This is a genomic window from Shigella sp. SIG6 (genome assembly GCF_053555815.1).
In genome coordinates, this window is sequence record NZ_JBQZXC010000032.1 from 1 (window position 1) to 17,235 (window position 17,235).

At 53.8% G+C, this 17,235-nt stretch carries 16 protein-coding genes; 1 reads left to right on the forward strand and 15 read right to left on the reverse strand.

The window, feature by feature from the left end:
- Positions 1-44: 44 nt before the first annotated feature.
- The 14 genes from rlmB to nnr all read right to left on the reverse strand — a co-directional run bounded on the left by rlmB (position 45) and on the right by nnr (position 15,985).
- Positions 45-776 carry a 23S rRNA (guanosine(2251)-2'-O)-methyltransferase RlmB gene (rlmB, locus tag ACUU1M_RS07865; RefSeq protein WP_001293282.1) on the reverse strand — a complete coding sequence of 244 codons (732 nt, stop codon included), beginning with the start codon at positions 774-776 and terminating at the stop codon, positions 45-47.
- A gap of 179 nt (positions 777-955) precedes the next feature.
- On the reverse strand, positions 956-3,397 hold the full coding sequence (rnr, locus tag ACUU1M_RS07870) for a ribonuclease R (protein WP_000076306.1): 2,442 nt from the start codon (positions 3,395-3,397) through the stop codon (positions 956-958).
- 38 nt (positions 3,398-3,435) lie between these two features.
- The gene (gene nsrR / locus ACUU1M_RS07875; protein ID WP_001177629.1) at positions 3,436-3,861 is read right to left on the reverse strand and encodes a nitric oxide-sensing transcriptional repressor NsrR; all 426 of its coding nucleotides are present in this window, start codon (positions 3,859-3,861) and stop codon (positions 3,436-3,438) included.
- 204 nt (positions 3,862-4,065) lie between these two features.
- Complete coding sequence (gene purA, locus ACUU1M_RS07880) at positions 4,066-5,364, reverse strand: adenylosuccinate synthase (RefSeq protein WP_000527949.1); 1,299 nt, start codon at positions 5,362-5,364, stop codon at positions 4,066-4,068.
- A 103-nt stretch (positions 5,365-5,467) separates the two neighbouring features.
- On the reverse strand, positions 5,468-5,665 hold the full coding sequence (locus tag ACUU1M_RS07885) for a DUF2065 domain-containing protein (RefSeq protein WP_001089295.1): 198 nt from the start codon (positions 5,663-5,665) through the stop codon (positions 5,468-5,470).
- Between the two features lie 81 nt (positions 5,666-5,746).
- The gene (hflC, locus tag ACUU1M_RS07890) at positions 5,747-6,751 is read right to left on the reverse strand and encodes a protease modulator HflC (protein WP_001232412.1); all 1,005 of its coding nucleotides are present in this window, start codon (positions 6,749-6,751) and stop codon (positions 5,747-5,749) included.
- A 2-nt stretch (positions 6,752-6,753) separates the two neighbouring features.
- Positions 6,754-8,013: an FtsH protease activity modulator HflK gene (hflK, locus tag ACUU1M_RS07895; RefSeq protein WP_000312488.1), complete on the reverse strand. Its 1,260-nt coding sequence runs from the start codon at positions 8,011-8,013 to the stop codon at positions 6,754-6,756.
- 85 nt (positions 8,014-8,098) lie between these two features.
- Positions 8,099-9,379 (reverse strand): ribosome rescue GTPase HflX, encoded by a 1,281-nt coding sequence (gene hflX, locus ACUU1M_RS07900; RefSeq protein WP_000460360.1) that lies wholly within the window; start codon positions 9,377-9,379, stop codon positions 8,099-8,101.
- A 75-nt stretch (positions 9,380-9,454) separates the two neighbouring features.
- Positions 9,455-9,763: an RNA chaperone Hfq gene (gene hfq, locus ACUU1M_RS07905; RefSeq protein ID WP_001051883.1), complete on the reverse strand. Its 309-nt coding sequence runs from the start codon at positions 9,761-9,763 to the stop codon at positions 9,455-9,457.
- A gap of 85 nt (positions 9,764-9,848) precedes the next feature.
- Positions 9,849-10,799 carry a tRNA (adenosine(37)-N6)-dimethylallyltransferase MiaA gene (gene miaA, locus ACUU1M_RS07910; protein ID WP_001280345.1) on the reverse strand — a complete coding sequence of 317 codons (951 nt, stop codon included), beginning with the start codon at positions 10,797-10,799 and terminating at the stop codon, positions 9,849-9,851.
- Positions 10,792-12,639, reverse strand: a complete 1,848-nt coding sequence (gene mutL, locus ACUU1M_RS07915; RefSeq protein ID WP_001122490.1) for a DNA mismatch repair endonuclease MutL — start codon at positions 12,637-12,639, stop codon at positions 10,792-10,794. Before mutL ends, miaA begins: the two co-directional genes overlap by 8 nt.
- Before the next feature lie 9 nt (positions 12,640-12,648).
- Positions 12,649-13,986: an N-acetylmuramoyl-L-alanine amidase AmiB gene (gene amiB / locus ACUU1M_RS07920; protein ID WP_000990326.1), complete on the reverse strand. Its 1,338-nt coding sequence runs from the start codon at positions 13,984-13,986 to the stop codon at positions 12,649-12,651.
- Between the two features lie 18 nt (positions 13,987-14,004).
- Entirely contained in the window at positions 14,005-14,466 is a 462-nt protein-coding gene (tsaE, locus tag ACUU1M_RS07925) for a tRNA (adenosine(37)-N6)-threonylcarbamoyltransferase complex ATPase subunit type 1 TsaE (RefSeq protein WP_000981977.1), read from the reverse strand.
- Positions 14,438-15,985 (reverse strand): bifunctional ADP-dependent NAD(P)H-hydrate dehydratase/NAD(P)H-hydrate epimerase, encoded by a 1,548-nt coding sequence (nnr, locus tag ACUU1M_RS07930; protein ID WP_000129532.1) that lies wholly within the window; start codon positions 15,983-15,985, stop codon positions 14,438-14,440. Before nnr ends, tsaE begins: the two co-directional genes overlap by 29 nt.
- On the opposite strand from nnr, the gene queG reads away from it, so the two are divergent.
- Positions 15,984-17,123, forward strand: a complete 1,140-nt coding sequence (queG, locus tag ACUU1M_RS07935; RefSeq protein ID WP_001294213.1) for a tRNA epoxyqueuosine(34) reductase QueG — start codon at positions 15,984-15,986, stop codon at positions 17,121-17,123. The two genes, nnr and queG, sit on opposite strands and share 2 nt — an antisense overlap.
- Here the strand turns inward: queG and ACUU1M_RS07940 are convergent.
- Positions 17,106-17,159 (reverse strand): hypothetical protein, encoded by a 54-nt coding sequence (locus ACUU1M_RS07940; protein WP_010723271.1) that lies wholly within the window; start codon positions 17,157-17,159, stop codon positions 17,106-17,108. The genes queG and ACUU1M_RS07940 overlap by 18 nt on opposite strands.
- Between the last annotated feature and the right edge of the window lie 76 nt (positions 17,160-17,235).

The window sequence follows — 17,235 nt, forward strand, 5'->3', positions numbered from 1 at the left end:
AAAAAACCATCCAAATCTGGATGGCTTTTCATAATTCAGAGGAACTAGCTGCGCTGACGAACCGCTTCAAATAAGCAAATTCCGGTTGCAACCGAAACGTTCAGGGAAGAAACACTTCCTGCCATTGGGATGCTGATCAACTCATCGCAATGTTCACGGGTCAGGCGACGCATACCTTCACCTTCCGCGCCCATCACCAGCGCCAGGCGTCCGGTCATTTTGCTCTGATAGAGTGTATGATCCGCCTCGCCTGCCGTACCGACGATCCAGATATTCTCTTCCTGCAACATACGCATGGTGCGCGCAAGGTTAGTCACCCGAATCAGCGGAACGCTTTCTGCCGCGCCGCAGGCTACTTTTTTCGCCGTAGCGTTGAGCTGTGCGGAGCGATCTTTCGGCACAATCACCGCATGAACGCCTGCGGCGTCCGCACTACGCAGGCACGCGCCGAGGTTGTGCGGATCGGTTACGCCGTCGAGGATCAGCAGGAACGGTTGATCGAGCGAAGCGATCAGATCCGGCAGATCGTTTTCCTGATACTGACGTCCTGGCTTCACGCGGGCGATAATGCCCTGATGCACGGCACCGTCGCTTTTCTCGTCGAGATATTGGCGGTTTGCCAACTGGATAACCACGCCCTGAGACTCAAGGGCGTGAATCAGCGGTAACAGACGTTTATCTTCACGGCCTTTTAAAATAAAGACTTCCTGAAAACGTTCAGGGGCGCGCTCCAGCAGGGCCTGCACTGCGTGGATGCCGTAAATCATTTCGCTCATTAATGTACTCGTTGTTTACGTTTTGCCTGATGCACTACGTTTATCCGGCCTACATGATCTCTGCAATATATTGAATTTGCGTGATTATGTAGGCCGGATAAGGCGTTCACGCCGCATCCGGCATGAACAAAGCGCATTTTGTCAGCAATCTAACCCTCTCCTTTTAAAGAGGGTATTGATCACTCTGCCACTTTTTTCTTCGCCGCACGCTTCGCTTTGGTCGCTGCGGCTATTTTCTGCGTTTTCGCCGATGGCTTTTTCGCTTTTCTCGCGTCTTTCTTCGCCGCTTTCGGCTTCGTTTTTTTCTCACCGCGGAAGGCGCTGTCTGGCTCAAAGTTTACCTTTTTACCGACCTGACGACGCTTGCCGCCTTTTTTGCCTGCATCGCCTTTTTTCGCTTTCTCGCGCGCCGTTTTACCGACGTTGCGCGGTGCGCGTTCACTGGAGATCAGACTAAAGTCGATTTTGCGCTCGTCCATATTAACCGCTTCGACGCGAACTTCCACGCGATCGCCCAGGCGATAAGTCTGGCCGCTGGATTCCCCCATCAGGCGTTGCCCTACTTGGTCAAAGCGATAGTAGTCATTGTCCAGCGAAGAGACATGGACCAGACCATCAATGAACAAGTCGTCCAGACGGACGAAGAAGCCAAAGCCAGTGACGCTGGAAATTACGCCTTTAAAGACGTTACCTACCTGGTCGAGCATGAAGTCACACTTCAGCCAGTCAGCGACATCGCGCGTTGCTTCGTCGGCACGACGTTCCGCCATCGAACAGTGCTGACCCAGTTGCAACATCTCTTCCATCGAATAATGGTAGCCGCCGGTTTCAGTGGTGTCGCCCTGATGCCCCTGCTCTTTCGCCAGCAGATATTTAATGGCGCGGTGCAGCGTCAGGTCAGGATAACGACGAATCGGCGAAGTAAAGTGTGCATAGGACTGCAATGCCAGACCGAAGTGACCACGGTTTTCTGGATCGTAAATCGCCTGTTTCATCGAGCGTAGCAGCATGGTTTGCAGCATTTCTGCATCAGGACGGTCGGCAACCGACTCCAGCAGTTCCGCGTAGTCACGCGGTTCCGGCTTGTTACCACCCGGCAGCTCCAGCCCCAGCTCCGCCAGCACTGAACGGAAAGAGGTAATCGCTTCGGTGCTCGGCTTGTCGTGAATACGGAACAGTGCCGGTTCTTTCGCTTTCTCAACGAAACGCGCCGCCGAGATATTCGCCAGAATCATGCACTCTTCAATTAATTTGTGCGCGTCGTTACGCTGGGTCTGTTCGATACGTTCAATACGGCGTTCAGCGTTGAAAATGAACTTCGCTTCTTCGCTCTCAAATGAGATCCCACCGCGTTCTTCACGGGCTTTATCCAGCACTTTATAGAGGTTATGCAACTCTTCGAGATGCTTAACCAGCGGGGCGTACTGCTCGCGCAGATCCTGATCGCCCTGCAGAATATGCCAGACTTTGGTGTAGGTCAGACGCGCGTGAGAGCTCATCACCGCTTCGTAGAATTTGTAGCCCGTCAGGCGGCCTTTCGACGAAACCGTCATCTCGCACACCATACACAGGCGGTCTACCTGCGGGTTGAGCGAACACAGGCCGTTAGAGAGCACTTCCGGCAGCATCGGGATAACCTGCGAAGGGAAGTACACCGACGTGCCACGGTTACGCGCTTCTCTGTCCAGCGGCGTTGGCGGACGCACATAGTAGCTGACGTCGGCAATCGCGACCCATAAACGCCAGCCGCCGCCGCGTTTTTTCTCGCAGTAAACTGCATCGTCAAAGTCACGGGCGTCTTCGCCATCAATGGTGACCAGCGGTAAATCGCGCAAATCGACACGGCCCGCTTTTGCTTCTTCCGGCACTTCTTCTTTCAGCCCCGCAACCTGTTGCTCAACAGCCTGCGGCCAGATATACGGAATTTCATGGGTACGCAGAGCGATATCAACCGCCATGCCGGTGCCCATATTGTCGCCCAGCACTTCGACGATTTTACCCACCGCTTTGGTGCGGCGAGTCGGACGCTGAGTCAGTTCGACTACGACCACAAAGCCCATCCGCGCGCCCATGATCTGATCGGGCGGGATTAAGATATCGAAGCTCAGACGGCTATCGTCAGGAACCACAAAGCCGACGCCCGCTTCGGTAAAGTAGCGACCAACAATCTGGCTGGTTTTTGGCACCAGTACGCGGACAATACGCGCTTCACGACGACCTTTACGGTCAGCACCCAGCGGCTGCGCCAGCACCTGATCGCCATGAATGCAGGTTTTCATCTGCTCGCTGGAGAGATACAAATCATCTTTACGCCCTTCAACCCGCAGAAAGCCGTAGCCATCACGGTGGCCAATAACGGTACCTTTCACCAGGTCGAGGCGTTCCGGCAGCGCATAGCACTGACGACGAGTGAAGACCAGTTGACCATCGCGCTCCATCGCGCGCAGGCGGCGACGCAGGCCTTCAAGCTGCTCTTCGCCTTCAATGTGCAGTTCTACCGCCAGCTCATCACGGCTGGCCGGTTTTTCACGTTTGGTTAAATGTTCGAGGATAAATTCCCGACTAGGGATGGGATTCGCGTATTTTTCAGCTTCGCGTTCCTGGAAAGGATCTTGTGACATCTCGGTTCCTCCGTTGTCATCTCTGATGAAGATTTTCGTCACTCCACCAGCAATAATTTATAAAGCGGTTGATTCTCTTCAACCAAATCGGCAAGCGTGTAGTTATCCAGTTCCGTAAGAAAACTTTGCACGGCCTTAGAAAGCGCCTGTTTCAACCGACAGGCAGGTGTAATGTGGCAAAACTCACTGCTGCAATTCACCAGCGATAAGGGCTCCAGCTCGCGCACCACATCACCAATACGTATCGCACTCGCCGGTTTACCCAGGCGAATGCCGCCATTTTTTCCACGAACAGCAGTCACGTAGCCGGCACGACTAAGTTGATTGATTATTTTGACCATATGATTACGGGAGACGCCGTAGACGTCAGTCACTTCAGAAATACTGGTCATCCGCCCTTCTGGCAATAACGCCATGTAGATCAGCGCACGTAATCCGTAATCAGTGAAACTCGTTAACTGCACATCAACCTCAAAAGGGAAATCGGGAAAAAATACATTTATATTGATGATAAACCAGCCACAAGCTGTGTCGCTAATTTATTTCAGTTCGGGGAAGGAAAAAAGCGAGGATTTAACACTGTGTCGGATAGCGTAATGGCTTAACCGACACAGCAATGTATCACACTGTTAGCCCGGCAGGCAAAATATCTGCCAGGCGTACCAGAATTACGCGTCGAACGGGTCGCGCAGAATCATGGTTTCAGTACGATCCGGACCGGTAGAGATGATATCGATCGGCACACCGGTCAGCTCTTCAATACGCTTGATGTAGTTCAGCGCCGCCTGCGGCAGGCCGCTACGATCTTTCACGCCGAAAGTGGATTCAGACCAGCCCGGCATGGTTTCGTAAATCGGCTCTACACCTTTCCAGTCGTCAGCTGCCAGCGGAGTGGTAGTCACTTCGCGACCATCCGGCATACGGTAAGCCACGCAGAGTTTAACCTCTTTCAGGCCATCCAGAACGTCCAGTTTAGTCAGGCAGAAGCCAGACAGGGAGTTCAGCTGTACCGCACGACGAACGGCAACGGTGTCCAGCCAGCCGGTACGACGACGACGACCCGTAGTTGCACCGAATTCGTTACCCTGCTTGCAGAGGAACTCGCCAGTTTCATCAAACAGTTCGGCCGGGAAAGGACCTGCACCTACACGAGTTGAGTAAGCTTTGAGGATACCCAGAACGTAATCAACATAACGCGGGCCCAGGCCGGAACCGGTCGCCACGCCACCAGCAGTGGTGTTGGAAGAAGTTACGTACGGATAAGTACCGTGGTCGATATCCAGCAGCGTACCCTGCGCACCTTCGAACATGACGAAATCGCCACGCTGACGCGCCTGGTCGAGCAGGTCAGAAACGTCAACCACCATAGAAGTCAGGATGTCGGCAACAGCCATCGTATCATCCAGAACTTTCTGGTAATCAACCGCTTCAGCTTTGTAGTAGTTAACCAACTGGAAGTTGTGATATTCCATCACTTCTTTCAGTTTTTCAGCGAAGGTTTCTTTGTCGAAAAGGTCGCCAACACGCAGACCGCGACGTGCCACTTTATCTTCATAAGCAGGCCCGATACCACGACCGGTGGTGCCGATCGCTTTCGCGCCACGCGCTTTCTCACGCGCGTTATCCAGCGCAACGTGATAATCAAGGATCAGCGGACATGCTTCAGACAGCAGCAGACGCTCACGAACGGGGATGCCACGGTCTTCCAGTTCTTTCATCTCTTTCATCAGCGCGGCCGGAGACAGCACAACACCGTTACCGATGATGCTGGTTACATTCTCGCGGAGAATACCTGATGGAATAAGATGGAGAACGGTTTTTTCACCGTTGATTACGAGAGTATGGCCTGCGTTGTGACCGCCCTGGTAGCGTACAACATATTTAGCCCGTTCAGTCAGAAGATCGACGATCTTACCTTTACCTTCGTCACCCCATTGGGTGCCCAGTACGACGACGTTGTTACCCATTTTTCAAAATCACCGTTTGCTTAAAAATGGATTCTACCATCGCTTTTTCAGAGTTACAGCACTTTTTGCACTCAAAAATGGCCTCGATCAGTCTGTTTTTTGTTCAGCCAATCGTTTTCCTCAACATGTAGTAGACCACAACACCCGCAACCACAAGTCCACCGCCAAAACGACGTAAAATATTATCGGGCAAATTGGTCATCGCAGAGATCATCTTCTTCCATGCCTTCGGGTAAAGCATCGGCCCTAAACCTTCCAGTACCAAAACCAGGGCAAGCGCCAGCCAGATTGTCGAATTCATTCATTATCCTTATAGAAAAAGAAAACCACCGACATCCCTGAGGATGCGGTGGCTTTATTGACCTGTACCGCAGTCGTTATATTAACGCGTTGCGGAAGTCGGCGTCTTCATGTAGCGGAAGAAATCGCTATCCGGGCTCATGACCATCACGTCCTGATTGCCAGAGAAGCTGTTCTCATAAGCACGCAGGCTACGGATGAATGCGTAGAAGTCCGGATCTTTACTGAATGCATCAGCAAACAGTTTGGCTGCTTCGGCATCGCCTTCACCACGCATAATGCGGCCCTGACGCTCAGCTTCTGCCAGCGTTCTGGTCACTTCATAGTCGGCAGTCGCGCGCAGTTTTTCCGCTTCTTCCTGACCTTGTGAACGGTGACGACGCGCTACCGCTTCACGCTCGGCGCGCATACGGTTGTAGATCGCTTCAGACACTTCGGTCGGCAGGTTGATCTGCTTGATACGCACATCGACAACTTCAATACCCAGCGCCGCCATACTGTTCGGGTTGATGACCGGAACTTTGCCCTTCGTCTCAGCCGTTACGCGCTCTGCCGCTTCGGCAATGGCGTTATCTGCTGCCGGGGTAGTAACTTCATCTTCTGTACCCGCAGAACCGGAGTTCAGCGCGTCACGTACTTCGAGGGTCAGACGACCACGGGAATCGGTGACGATATCTTTCACGTCCAGGCGACCAATTTCAGAACGCAGACGGTCAGAGAACTTACGTTTCAACAGCACTTCCGCTTGCGAAATGTCGCCACCACCCGTTGCCAGGTAGTAACGGCTGAAATCGCTGATGCGCCATTTGATGTAAGAGTCGACGATCAGGTCTTTCTTCTCTTTGGTCACAAAGCGGTCGGCCTGGTTGTCCATGGTCTGAATACGTGCGTCGAGCATTTTCACCGTTTCAATGAACGGTATCTTGAAATGCAGACCAGGCTCATAAACCAAAGGTTTGTTGTCATCGTCACGCAGTACCTTACCAAAACGCAGCGTAATACCGCGCTCACCTTCTTTGACGACAAAGACAGACATGTAAAGCACTACCAGCACGATGATGATAATCGCGATAACTGACTTACGCATCGTTATTCCCCCTGACGCTGGTAGTCGTTACGCTGCGCGTTGGCGCGGCGTTGGTCCATAATATCGCCCTGACTGGTGGACGACGTGTTGCTTGCTCCACTGGTTGTGGAGGAAGAGGCTGGCGGCAGACGCAGCAGATTGCTGGCACCGTTATCGCTCTTCGCCGCAGGGGCGTTACCACCTTTCAGCATCTGGTCTAACGGCAGAACCATCAGGTTGCCACCTTTATCGTTAACCAGCACTTTGCGGGTGTTACCCAACACTTTTTCCATCGTCTCGATATACAGACGCTCGCGAGTAATTTCCGGCGCGGCTTTATATTCCGGCAGAAGTTTAGCAAAGCGCGCCACTTCACCCTGAGCTTCCAGGATGGTCTGGGCCTTGTACGCACGCGCCTCTTCGAGGATACGTTGCGCCTGACCGTTCGCACGCGGCTGAACTTCGTTGGTATACGCTTCTGCTTCACGAATGTATTGCTGTTCGTTTTCACGCGCGGCAATCGCATCGTCAAACGCCGCTTTTACTTCTTCCGGCGGACGAGCAGCCTGGAAGTTGACGTCCAGCAGCGTGATACCCATGTCATACGGACGAATCGTCTCTTCCAGTTCGCGCTGAGTATCGCTACGAATCACGGTACGACCTTCCGTCAGAATGCGGTCCATGGTGTATTTACCGATAACTCCACGCAGGGCGCTGTCGGTAGCCTGACGCAGGCTGTCATCCGGGCTGGTCACGCTATACAGATATTTTTCCGGATTGGTGACGCGGTACTGCACGTTCATCTCAACGCGCACTACGTTCTCGTCCGACGTCAGCATCACACCAGAAGCGGCCAGTTCACGCACGGCTTCCACGTTCACCGGTTTGACTTCGTCGATAAACGTCGGTTTCCAGTTCAGACCCGGCTCAACCAGATGGCTGAATTTACCAAAGCGTGTTACCACGCCGCGTTCGGCTTCTTTAATGGTATAGAAACCACTGGCCGCCCAGATAATGACAATCGCTGCCGCTGCGATGGTAACGACACGACCGCCAAGCTGCGGGCGCGGGCCTTGCGATGAACTGCCACCGCCAGATCCGGTGCCTTTACCGCCGCCCAGACCACCGAGCTTTTTGCTCAGTTTGCGGAAGATATCATCTAAATCAGGTGGCCCTTGATCGCGACCGCCTTTGTTTCCATTTCCCTCAGAGTTGCCGCCAGGTTTGCTGCTTCCCCACGGGTCGCGGTCTTGTCCGTTATTACCGGGCTGATTCCACGCCATGTTTGTGCTCCATATTTGTTATGCGGTGATCCCTGTTGTCTTTCGACGCCAGAGGATATGACTCCACGCTTCAGACGCTACGCCGCTAGATCAGGTAATCGATCAACGCCGGTTCTTGTTTACAGAGGCGACGCCAGTCAACGATCGGCATACGAACTTGCAGACTTACGCTGCCGTCCTCCTCCATCCACTCTTTTTCTATTGCCTGAAGCTGATAAAAACGACTCCTCAGACGCCCTTCCTGCGGTGGCAGACGCAATGTATGCTGCGCCACCTCGCCGGAAAGCCGCTCCGTCAAAGCCTGAAAAAGCTGTGGTATCCCCGCTCCGGTCTGTGCGGAAAGCCAGACACGGATCGGTTTGTTCTCTTCGTCCCGATCAATACGCGGTTCGAAATCTTCCAGCATATCGATCTTGTTCATCACCAGCAGGGTTGGGATCTCGTGAGCGTCGATCTCTTCAAGAACCGTATTCACCGCTTCGATGTTTTCTTGTACACGCACATCCGCCGCATCAATGACGTGCAGCAGTAATGTGGCTTGCCGCGTCTCTTGTAACGTGGCTTTAAATGCCGCCACCAGATCGTGCGGCAGGTGGCGAATAAACCCTACGGTATCTGCAAGTACGGTTTCACCGACATCTGCAACGTCAATACGCCGCAACGTCGGGTCGAGGGTGGCAAACAACTGGTCTGCCGCGTAGACCCGCGCTTCGGTGATGCGATTGAAAAGGGTAGATTTACCGGCGTTGGTATATCCCACCAGCGAAACAGTAGGAACGTCGGCTTTGATACGCGATTGCCGCCCCTGCTCACGCTGCTTTTCAACTCTTTCCAGGCGCGACTGTATCTGCACGATGCGATTACGCAACAAACGACGGTCGGTTTCGAGCTGGGTTTCACCCGGACCACGCAAACCTATCCCGCCTTTCTGTCTTTCAAGGTGGGTCCAGCCACGCACCAGGCGCGTAGCCAGATGGCGCAGCTGCGCCAGCTCAACCTGCAACTTACCCTCATGGGTACGCGCACGTTGGGCGAAAATATCTAAAATAAGGCCGGTGCGGTCGATAACACGACACTCGCACAAACGCTCCAGGTTACGCTCTTGCGCCGGGCTCAGGGCATGGTCAAAAAGAACGACCGAAGCACCCGTCGCTTTGACAGCTTCCGCAATTTCAACTGCTTTACCTTCACCTACAAAATACTTTGGGTGCGGCGCTTTACGGCTACCGGTAATCACCTGCAATGCTTCGACACCGGCGGAAGAGACCAGAGATTCAAACTCCTGGAGGTCTTCCATATCTTTGTCTTGCGTAAAATAGATGTGTACCAGTACCGCCTGCTCACCAGCATCATAACGGTCAAACAAGCGTATAACCCTCTAAATAGATCAGCGGGGAACGCAGGATCGCTGGCTCCCCGTGTAAAAAAACAGCCCGAAACCTTATTCGGTTTCTTCGCTGTCCTGTTGCGCGGAAGTATTCTGCGCGCTGCTACCATGATGGTAGTTACTGCTGGTACCGCCACCGGCGTTGTTACTGTGATGAGAAACCGGGCGAGATGGGACAACAGTAGAAATCGCGTGCTTGTAAACCATCTGGCTGACCGTGTTTTTCAACAGGATCACGAACTGATCAAAAGACTCGATTTGCCCTTGCAGCTTAATACCATTCACCAAATAAATAGAAACTGGAACACGTTCCCGACGCAGTGCGTTCAGGAACGGATCTTGTAAAGATTGCCCCTTAGCCATTCTCTCTTTTCCTTATATGCTTATTTGTACTTTGAACCTTTCGATTCTGAAAAAATTGCGCACGATACGTCTCAATTGTACACATTCATCCTGCGATAGCACCAACAACCTGTAATACTTCGTCACGCGCCTGTTCTGGTTTTTCACTGTCAAGCCAGTGAACCCCTTCCCAACCACGCAGCCAGGTTATCTGCCGCTTCGCCAACTGTCTCGTGGCGCAAACACCTCGATAAACCATTTCATCGTATGAGATTTCGCCTTCAAGGTAAGACCACATCTGGCGATAACCCACGCAACGAATGGAAGGCAAGTCCGTATGCAAATCTCCTCGGGCAAAAAGCGCCCGGACTTCTGCTTCAAAACCTGAAGCCAACATCTGATGAAAACGCTGCTCAATGCGTTGATGGAGCAGTTCACGGCTCGCCGGGGCGATGGCGAACTGATGCACCTGATACGGTAGAGCGTCTCCTGACGTTTGCGTCAGTTCCGTTAAAGTTTTACCCGAAATGAAAAAAACTTCCAGTGCCCGGGAAAGCCTTTGTGGATCATTTGGATGAATCCTTGCTGCCGCAACCGGATCTACCTCCTGAAGTTGACGATGCAATGACTCCCAACCTTGCTCTGCCGCCTGTTGCTCAATTCTGGCCCGCACTTCCGGGTCTGCCGACGGTAGCGGCGACAACCCTTCCAGCAATGCCTTGAAATACAACATCGTACCGCCCACTAACAGTGGGATCCGCCCCGCCGCGGTGATATCGGCCATTTCCGCCAGCGCATCGCGGCGAAAATCAGCAGCCGAGTAAGCCTGCGACGGATCGCGAATATCCAGCAATCGGTGCGGCGCGGCGAGTAACTCTTCAGCGTTCGGCTTCGCCGTCCCGATATCCATCCCTTTGTAAATAAGGGCAGAATCAACGCTTATCAACTCTACTGGTAAAATTTTACGCAGCTCAATGGCTAACGCCGTTTTACCGGAGGCCGTCGGCCCCATCAAAAAAATCGCCTTAGGCAGGCTCGCCTTACTGATATCACTCATCTTTCAGGGCTTTTATCGCCGGATGTAAATCAACAGATTGTAACAGACCACCCGGCGGCGTTTTCACAAGTTGCGGACATAACCGTTCCACGTCCGCCAGCAGGGTTATGGCCTGTGCCATTGACCACTGCGCATGTTCGCTCATCAGATTTCGTGCAATCCACTGCGCAATATTGCCAGGTTCGAATACGGACTGCTTCGCCAGGTAGCCTATCAGTTCAGGAATCAAGATTTGTAAATTTTGTTGGCGTAAGGGTAAAGGCACGGCCCTGATGGTCACATGCTGTGCATCTGACTGGAAATCAATACCCAATTCCGCTAGGGCAGACTGCGCTTTTTCTAATGCCGATTTTTCTTCGCCAGAAACTTTTAGCCGCAACGGAATCAGCAGCGGCTGGGCGCAAACGGGCGCTTCACCCGGCGTCAATTGTGCCTGACGCAGCCAACGTTCTGCCACTGGCAAGGATAAAAGTGAAATGTTGCCATCGCGCTCCAGCAACGCACAGTCGGAATGGACGATAGTCAGTACCCGACCAAAACTCTGACTGTTCGCCGCAAGTGCAGGTTCCTGCGGTTCCGGCGCTTTTGGTTTTTGCATCGGCGCGGGCGTTTGCAAAAGCTGGCGATACACTTCACCTTGCTGTTTCTGGTAGCCTGGCTGCGCATTCGGCCAGGGGGCAGCCGGACGACTGCCTGAGGCGGGCGCAGGAGAGTAGCGCGGAGCTACCGGCTCACGAGCTGCCGGTTCTGCAAAGTGATTGCGCCCCGCCGCCACGCGGTTTTCCGGGATGGCACGCGGTGCGGGTTGTGGTTCATCGTCCAGCGGTAGCGGCGTTTCCAGTTGCTGTTGTAGCACGCTCAGCACGCCCTGATAGATAAAATCATGCACCAGACGCGACTGATGGAAACGCACTTCGTGTTTGGCGGGGTGTACGTTGACGTCCACCTGATGCGGGTCGATCTCCAGATACAACACAAATGCCGGTTGCTGATCGGCCCCCAGTTTGTCTTCGCAGGCCTGGCGGATCGCATGATTGATCAGGCGATCGCGCATCATGCGACCATTCACGTAGCAATACTGAATTTCCGCCAGTGCGGGCGTAGTGTGATTTGGATCGGCCACCCAACCGCGCAGGGTGAGATCGCCGTGTTGCCATTCAATCGCCAGCGCTTGTTCGAGAAAAGCGGTGCCGCAAATCGCGCCTAAGCGCCGTTCTTTTTGCCCGCCTTCCGGCACTGCGCGGTACTGACGCACAATTTTACCGTTATGCGACAGGTTGATCGTGACGTCGAAACGCGCCAGCGCAATGCGGCGGATGATTTCATCAATATGGCTAAATTCGGTTTTCTCGGTGCGCAGGAATTTGCGCCGCGCCGGGGTGTTGTAGAACAGATCCAGCACCTCCAGCGTCGTTCCCACCGGATGCGCCGCCGGTTTAACCGTCACGTCCATGTCGCGTCCTTCGGCATAGGCCTGCCAGGCTTCCTGCTGTTCTGCGGTGCGTGAAGTGAGCGTCAGGCGGGAAACCGAACTGATACTCGCCAGCGCCTCACCGCGAAAGCCCAGGCTGATAATGGCTTCGAGATCGTCCAGAGAGGCGATTTTACTGGTGGCATGACGAGCCAGCGCCAGCGCCAGCTCATCTTTTTTGATACCGCAGCCGTTATCACGAATGCGGATAAGTTTCGCCCCACCGCGTTCGATATCAATATCGATACGCGTCGCACCTGCATCGAGGCTGTTTTCCACTAGTTCTTTGACTACCGACGCAGGTCGCTCGACCACCTCACCTGCGGCAATCTGGTTCGCCAGTTGTGGCGGTAAGACCTGAATTGGCATCAATCGTCCTTAGTTTGGCAGCGTGCGATCTGGCGTCGTCACCGTACTGGCAGTTTGTGCCGTTGCACCCTGCGGCGCAGATTGCATCGGATGCGCAAGGAAGTAATTGCGCAGGCCTTTGTAAATGGCTTCTGCCAGCTGTTGTTGGTAATCGTCGCTCGCCAGCAAACGTTCTTCGCTGTTGTTGCTGATAAAACCGGTTTCGACCAGTACTGATGGGATATCCGGCGAGCGCAGAACGCCAAGGCTGGCGTGTTCTGGTCGACGTTTATGTATTTCGCCAATGCGTTGCAACTGGCTGATCATACTGGTCGCTACATCATACCCTACCCGCTGGGAATGACCGAACTGTAAATCCAGCACCGCCTGGCTTAAATAGGGGTCAGACTGACTGTTCGCCAGCACATCACCCGCCCCACCCAGCAGCTCCGACTGTTTCTCGTGCTGCTCCAGCCAGCTGGCCATTTCACTGTTGGCGCGACGGTTAGAGAGCACCCATACGGAAGCGCCAGTCGCACTGCGGTTCGGTGCGGCATCAGCGTGAATCGACACGAGGAAATTGGCGTTTTGCTTATGTGCCACATCACTGCGCCCCATCACCGAGATAAAGTAATCCCCGTCACGGGTTAAAACGCCTTTAAACATCGGATCGTCATTGAGCAAAGTACGCAATTTACGCGCGATGGCGATGGTGACATTTTTCTCCCGCGTACCACCGGGGCCGATAGCGCCAGGGTCCTGACCGCCGTGTCCGGCATCAATAGCGATGATAATTTTATCGCCAGTGTTAGCCGTCGCGCGCGCTGCCGGACGCGTTACCGTATTACTGCTGATAACACCCGTAGTGCGGTTACTTTCCGTTTTAAACGGATTGCGCGCCGGTTCGCTGACGCGCGGTGCGACAACCGCAGGCGTTTCAACGCGTTTCGCAACCACGGGCGGCGGAGGAGGCGGTGGCGGCACATCGGCGTTAATCGTAAAGACGACAGTGTAATTGCTGCCATTCTGCCGCTTCACCGCTTCGGTTTTACCGTTTTCGGTAAGATCGACCACCAGCCGTAGCGTTTGTGCATCTTTAGGCGTTCCAGAGCGAATCGCCTTCACCAGATTATTGCCGCTGAACAACAACGGCAGTCCCTGAATCACGCCCGTTTGTTTGATATCGAGCGCCACGGTGCGTTTGCTTTGATGGCTAAACGCATAATCAGGATCGCCAATAAAACTCAACGTTATCCGCGCCTGTTGATTACCGTTAGAAACCTGAATATCAGAGAGCGTCGCGGCACCCACCGGCGTGCACAGCAGCAGCAGCGTCGCTACCAACCAATTTCTGATGCGATACATCATCCCGCCACCTTTCAAAGGTTAACCGGCTAAACGCGCCAGCAACAATTCACCCGCAGAGGAAACCGCACTCACGCGCGCCTCACGGCCTTGTGCCTGATAATCAATGTGTATTTCGACATCCGGGTCAGGAAGAACACCTGTACCTTGTTGTGGCCACTCCACCAGGCAGATGGCATCGTTGGCAAAATAATCGCGGATCCCCATAAACTCCAGCTCCTCGGGATCGGCAAGGCGGTACAAATCAAAGTGATAGACCATTAAGTTGTCGAGCGTATAGGGTTCGACCAGCGTATAAGTGGGGCTTTTGACATTACCCTGATGACCCAGAGCCTGTAAAAAGCCCCGGCTAAAGGTGGTTTTACCTGCGCCTAAATCGCCATACAGATAGATTACGGTTGCGCCATCGCAGGCTTTCGCTACCCGCTCGCCCAGGTCTAATGTTGCCTGCTCATCAGGGAGCGGAATTACTCGATTCATCATGGTTTTTATCAGTCACTTCCGGGTTAACAATACGCTGTAGCGTGGAAAAGAGATCGGTTGCCAGCATCCCGCGCGTTCCAAAACGCGCCGCCAGTACGTCAGCTGCCGCACCGTGCGCGACACAGCCTGCACAGGCTGCATCATACGGCGACAGTTTTTGCCCAAGCAATGCGCCAATAATACCAGAGAGCACATCGCCCATGCCGCCGCTCGCCATGCCTGCATTTCCGGCATCAATAATGCCTAAAGCGTCAGGATGGGCGGCGACCACGGTTCCGGCACCTTTCAGCACCGCTACGCCGCCATAACGTTGTACCAGACGTTTGGCGCAATGTAAGCGGTCACTTTCAATTTCAGCGACGGAACAGCCTAACAACCGTGCGGCCTCGCTAGGATGCGGCGTGATCACGCGATTGTGACGCTTATCGGGATTGATTGCCAGCAGGTTCAATGCATCGGCATCCCACAACATCGGTTTGCGAAAATTCTCAACTTTTTGCAGGGCTTTTTTCCCCCACTCTTGCTGGCCCAGACCGGGACCAATCACCACCACATCGGCCCATTCCAGGCTTTCGGTAAGAGAGTCCATAGTCAGTTCATGCACCATCAATTCTGGTCGTGCAGTCAGCAGCGGCGCAATGTTCTCACTGCGGGTCAGTACTCGGACTAAACCAGCACCAGCACGTAGCGCCGCTTCCCCCGTCATACGAATAGCCCCCGCCGTGCCGTGATCGCCACCGATAATCACCAGCCGCCCGTGATCGCCTTTATGCGAAGTCGGGCGACGCGGTTTCAGCCAGTGAGAAAGTTGTTCTGCCGAAAACCGCTGAATTTTCGTCTCCTGACCTGCCAGCCAGCTATCCAGCCCCAGTGAGTCAAAATGCAGTTGTCCTGTAACATCCCGCGCTTTTCCAGTGAGCAAGCCTAGTTTCAGCGCAATAAAAGTGATGGTGTGATCGGCGTTGATCACTGCGCCAGGCGTAGCGCCGGTTTCAGCCAGCAGGCCGGAAGGGATATCAACCGCCACAATCGGCGCAGGATGGGAATTAGCGTGGTCGATTAACTGGCTAATGGATTCGCGGGGCGCTTGCTGCAAGCCGGTACCGAGCAGCGCATCAACAATCAGATCTACCGATTCGGGCCAGACAATATTCGAAGCATGGATCTCGCCACCCGCGTTTAACCATGCTTCGCGTGCCAGCGCGGCCTCTTCCGGCAACGGTTTGTCGCTCTCCTGGGCCAACAACGTGACCTCAATGCCGACCGCTTTGGCCAGTCGCGCGACCACGTAGCCATCGCCGCCGTTATTACCATGACCGCACAGCACCAGCCAGTGGCGGGCGTCAGGATACGCCGAACGACACACTTGGAATGCGGCCTCGCCAGCGCGAAGCATCAGCTCATAGAGTGTGAGCCCCAGCACATCTGCCGCCTCGCGTTCTCCGCGGCGGATATCGTCGGCGTACCAGACGGTGTGTGGTATACTTACGGGGTTTTTCTTCATTGTATGGTCCGTCATGTCAGAGCCCCTCGATCTCAATCAGTTAGCGCAAAAAATTAAACAGTGGGGGCTGGAACTGGGCTTTCAGCAGGTAGGTATTACCGATACCGATCTCAGCGAGTCCGAGCCCAAACTGCAAGCATGGCTGGACAAACAATACCACGGCGAAATGGACTGGATGGCACGTCACGGTATGCTGCGCGCTCGCCCCCATGAGTTATTACCCGGTACGCTGCGTGTAATCAGCGTGCGGATGAATTACCTTCCTGCTAACGCCGCATTTGCCAGCACGCTGAAAAACCCCAAACTCGGCTATGTTAGCCGTTATGCGCTGGGCCGTGACTATCACAAACTTCTGCGCAACCGACTCAAAAAGCTGGGCGAGATGATTCAGCAACATTGTGTTTCGCTGAATTTTAGACCGTTTGTCGATTCTGCGCCTATTCTCGAGCGCCCGTTAGCTGAAAAAGCTGGGCTCGGCTGGACAGGTAAGCACTCACTTATCCTCAATCGCGAGGCCGGTTCGTTCTTCTTTTTAGGCGAATTGCTGGTCGATATTCCGCTGCCCGTGGATCAACCAGTCGAGGAAGGATGCGGCAAATGCGTGGCCTGTATGACGATTTGCCCGACCGGTGCCATCGTCGAGCCATATACCGTCGATGCTCGCCGCTGTATCTCTTATCTCACCATCGAACTTGAAGGGGCGATCCCGGAAGAGTTGCGACCGTTAATGGGAAACCGTATTTACGGTTGCGATGACTGCCAGCTTATCTGCCCGTGGAATCGCTATTCGCAACTCACTACAGAAGACGATTTCAGCCCGCGTAAGCCGCTACACGCACCGGAACTCATTGAGTTATTTGCCTGGAGCGAAGAGAAGTTTTTAAAAGTCACGGAAGGATCGGCGATTCGCCGTATAGGTCACCTGCGCTGGCTGCGTAATATCGCCGTGGCATTAGGCAATGCCCCTTGGGATGAAACGATTTTGACAGCGCTGGAAAGTCGTAAAGGTGAGCACCCACTTCTCGATGAGCACATAGCGTGGGCGATTGCGCAGCAAATAGAGAGACGAAATGCGTGCATAGTCGAAGTGCAATTGCCGAAAAAACAGCGTCTGGTTCGGGTGATTGAAAAAGGGTTACCGCGTGACGCCTGATTCATCCACAGCTTGTGAATAAAAATAAAAACGCATTGCAATTCAAGACGAATAAAATCGTCAAATGATCGACTCGACAAAACGGAATCTTGATTTTTAACTTATTTATCAA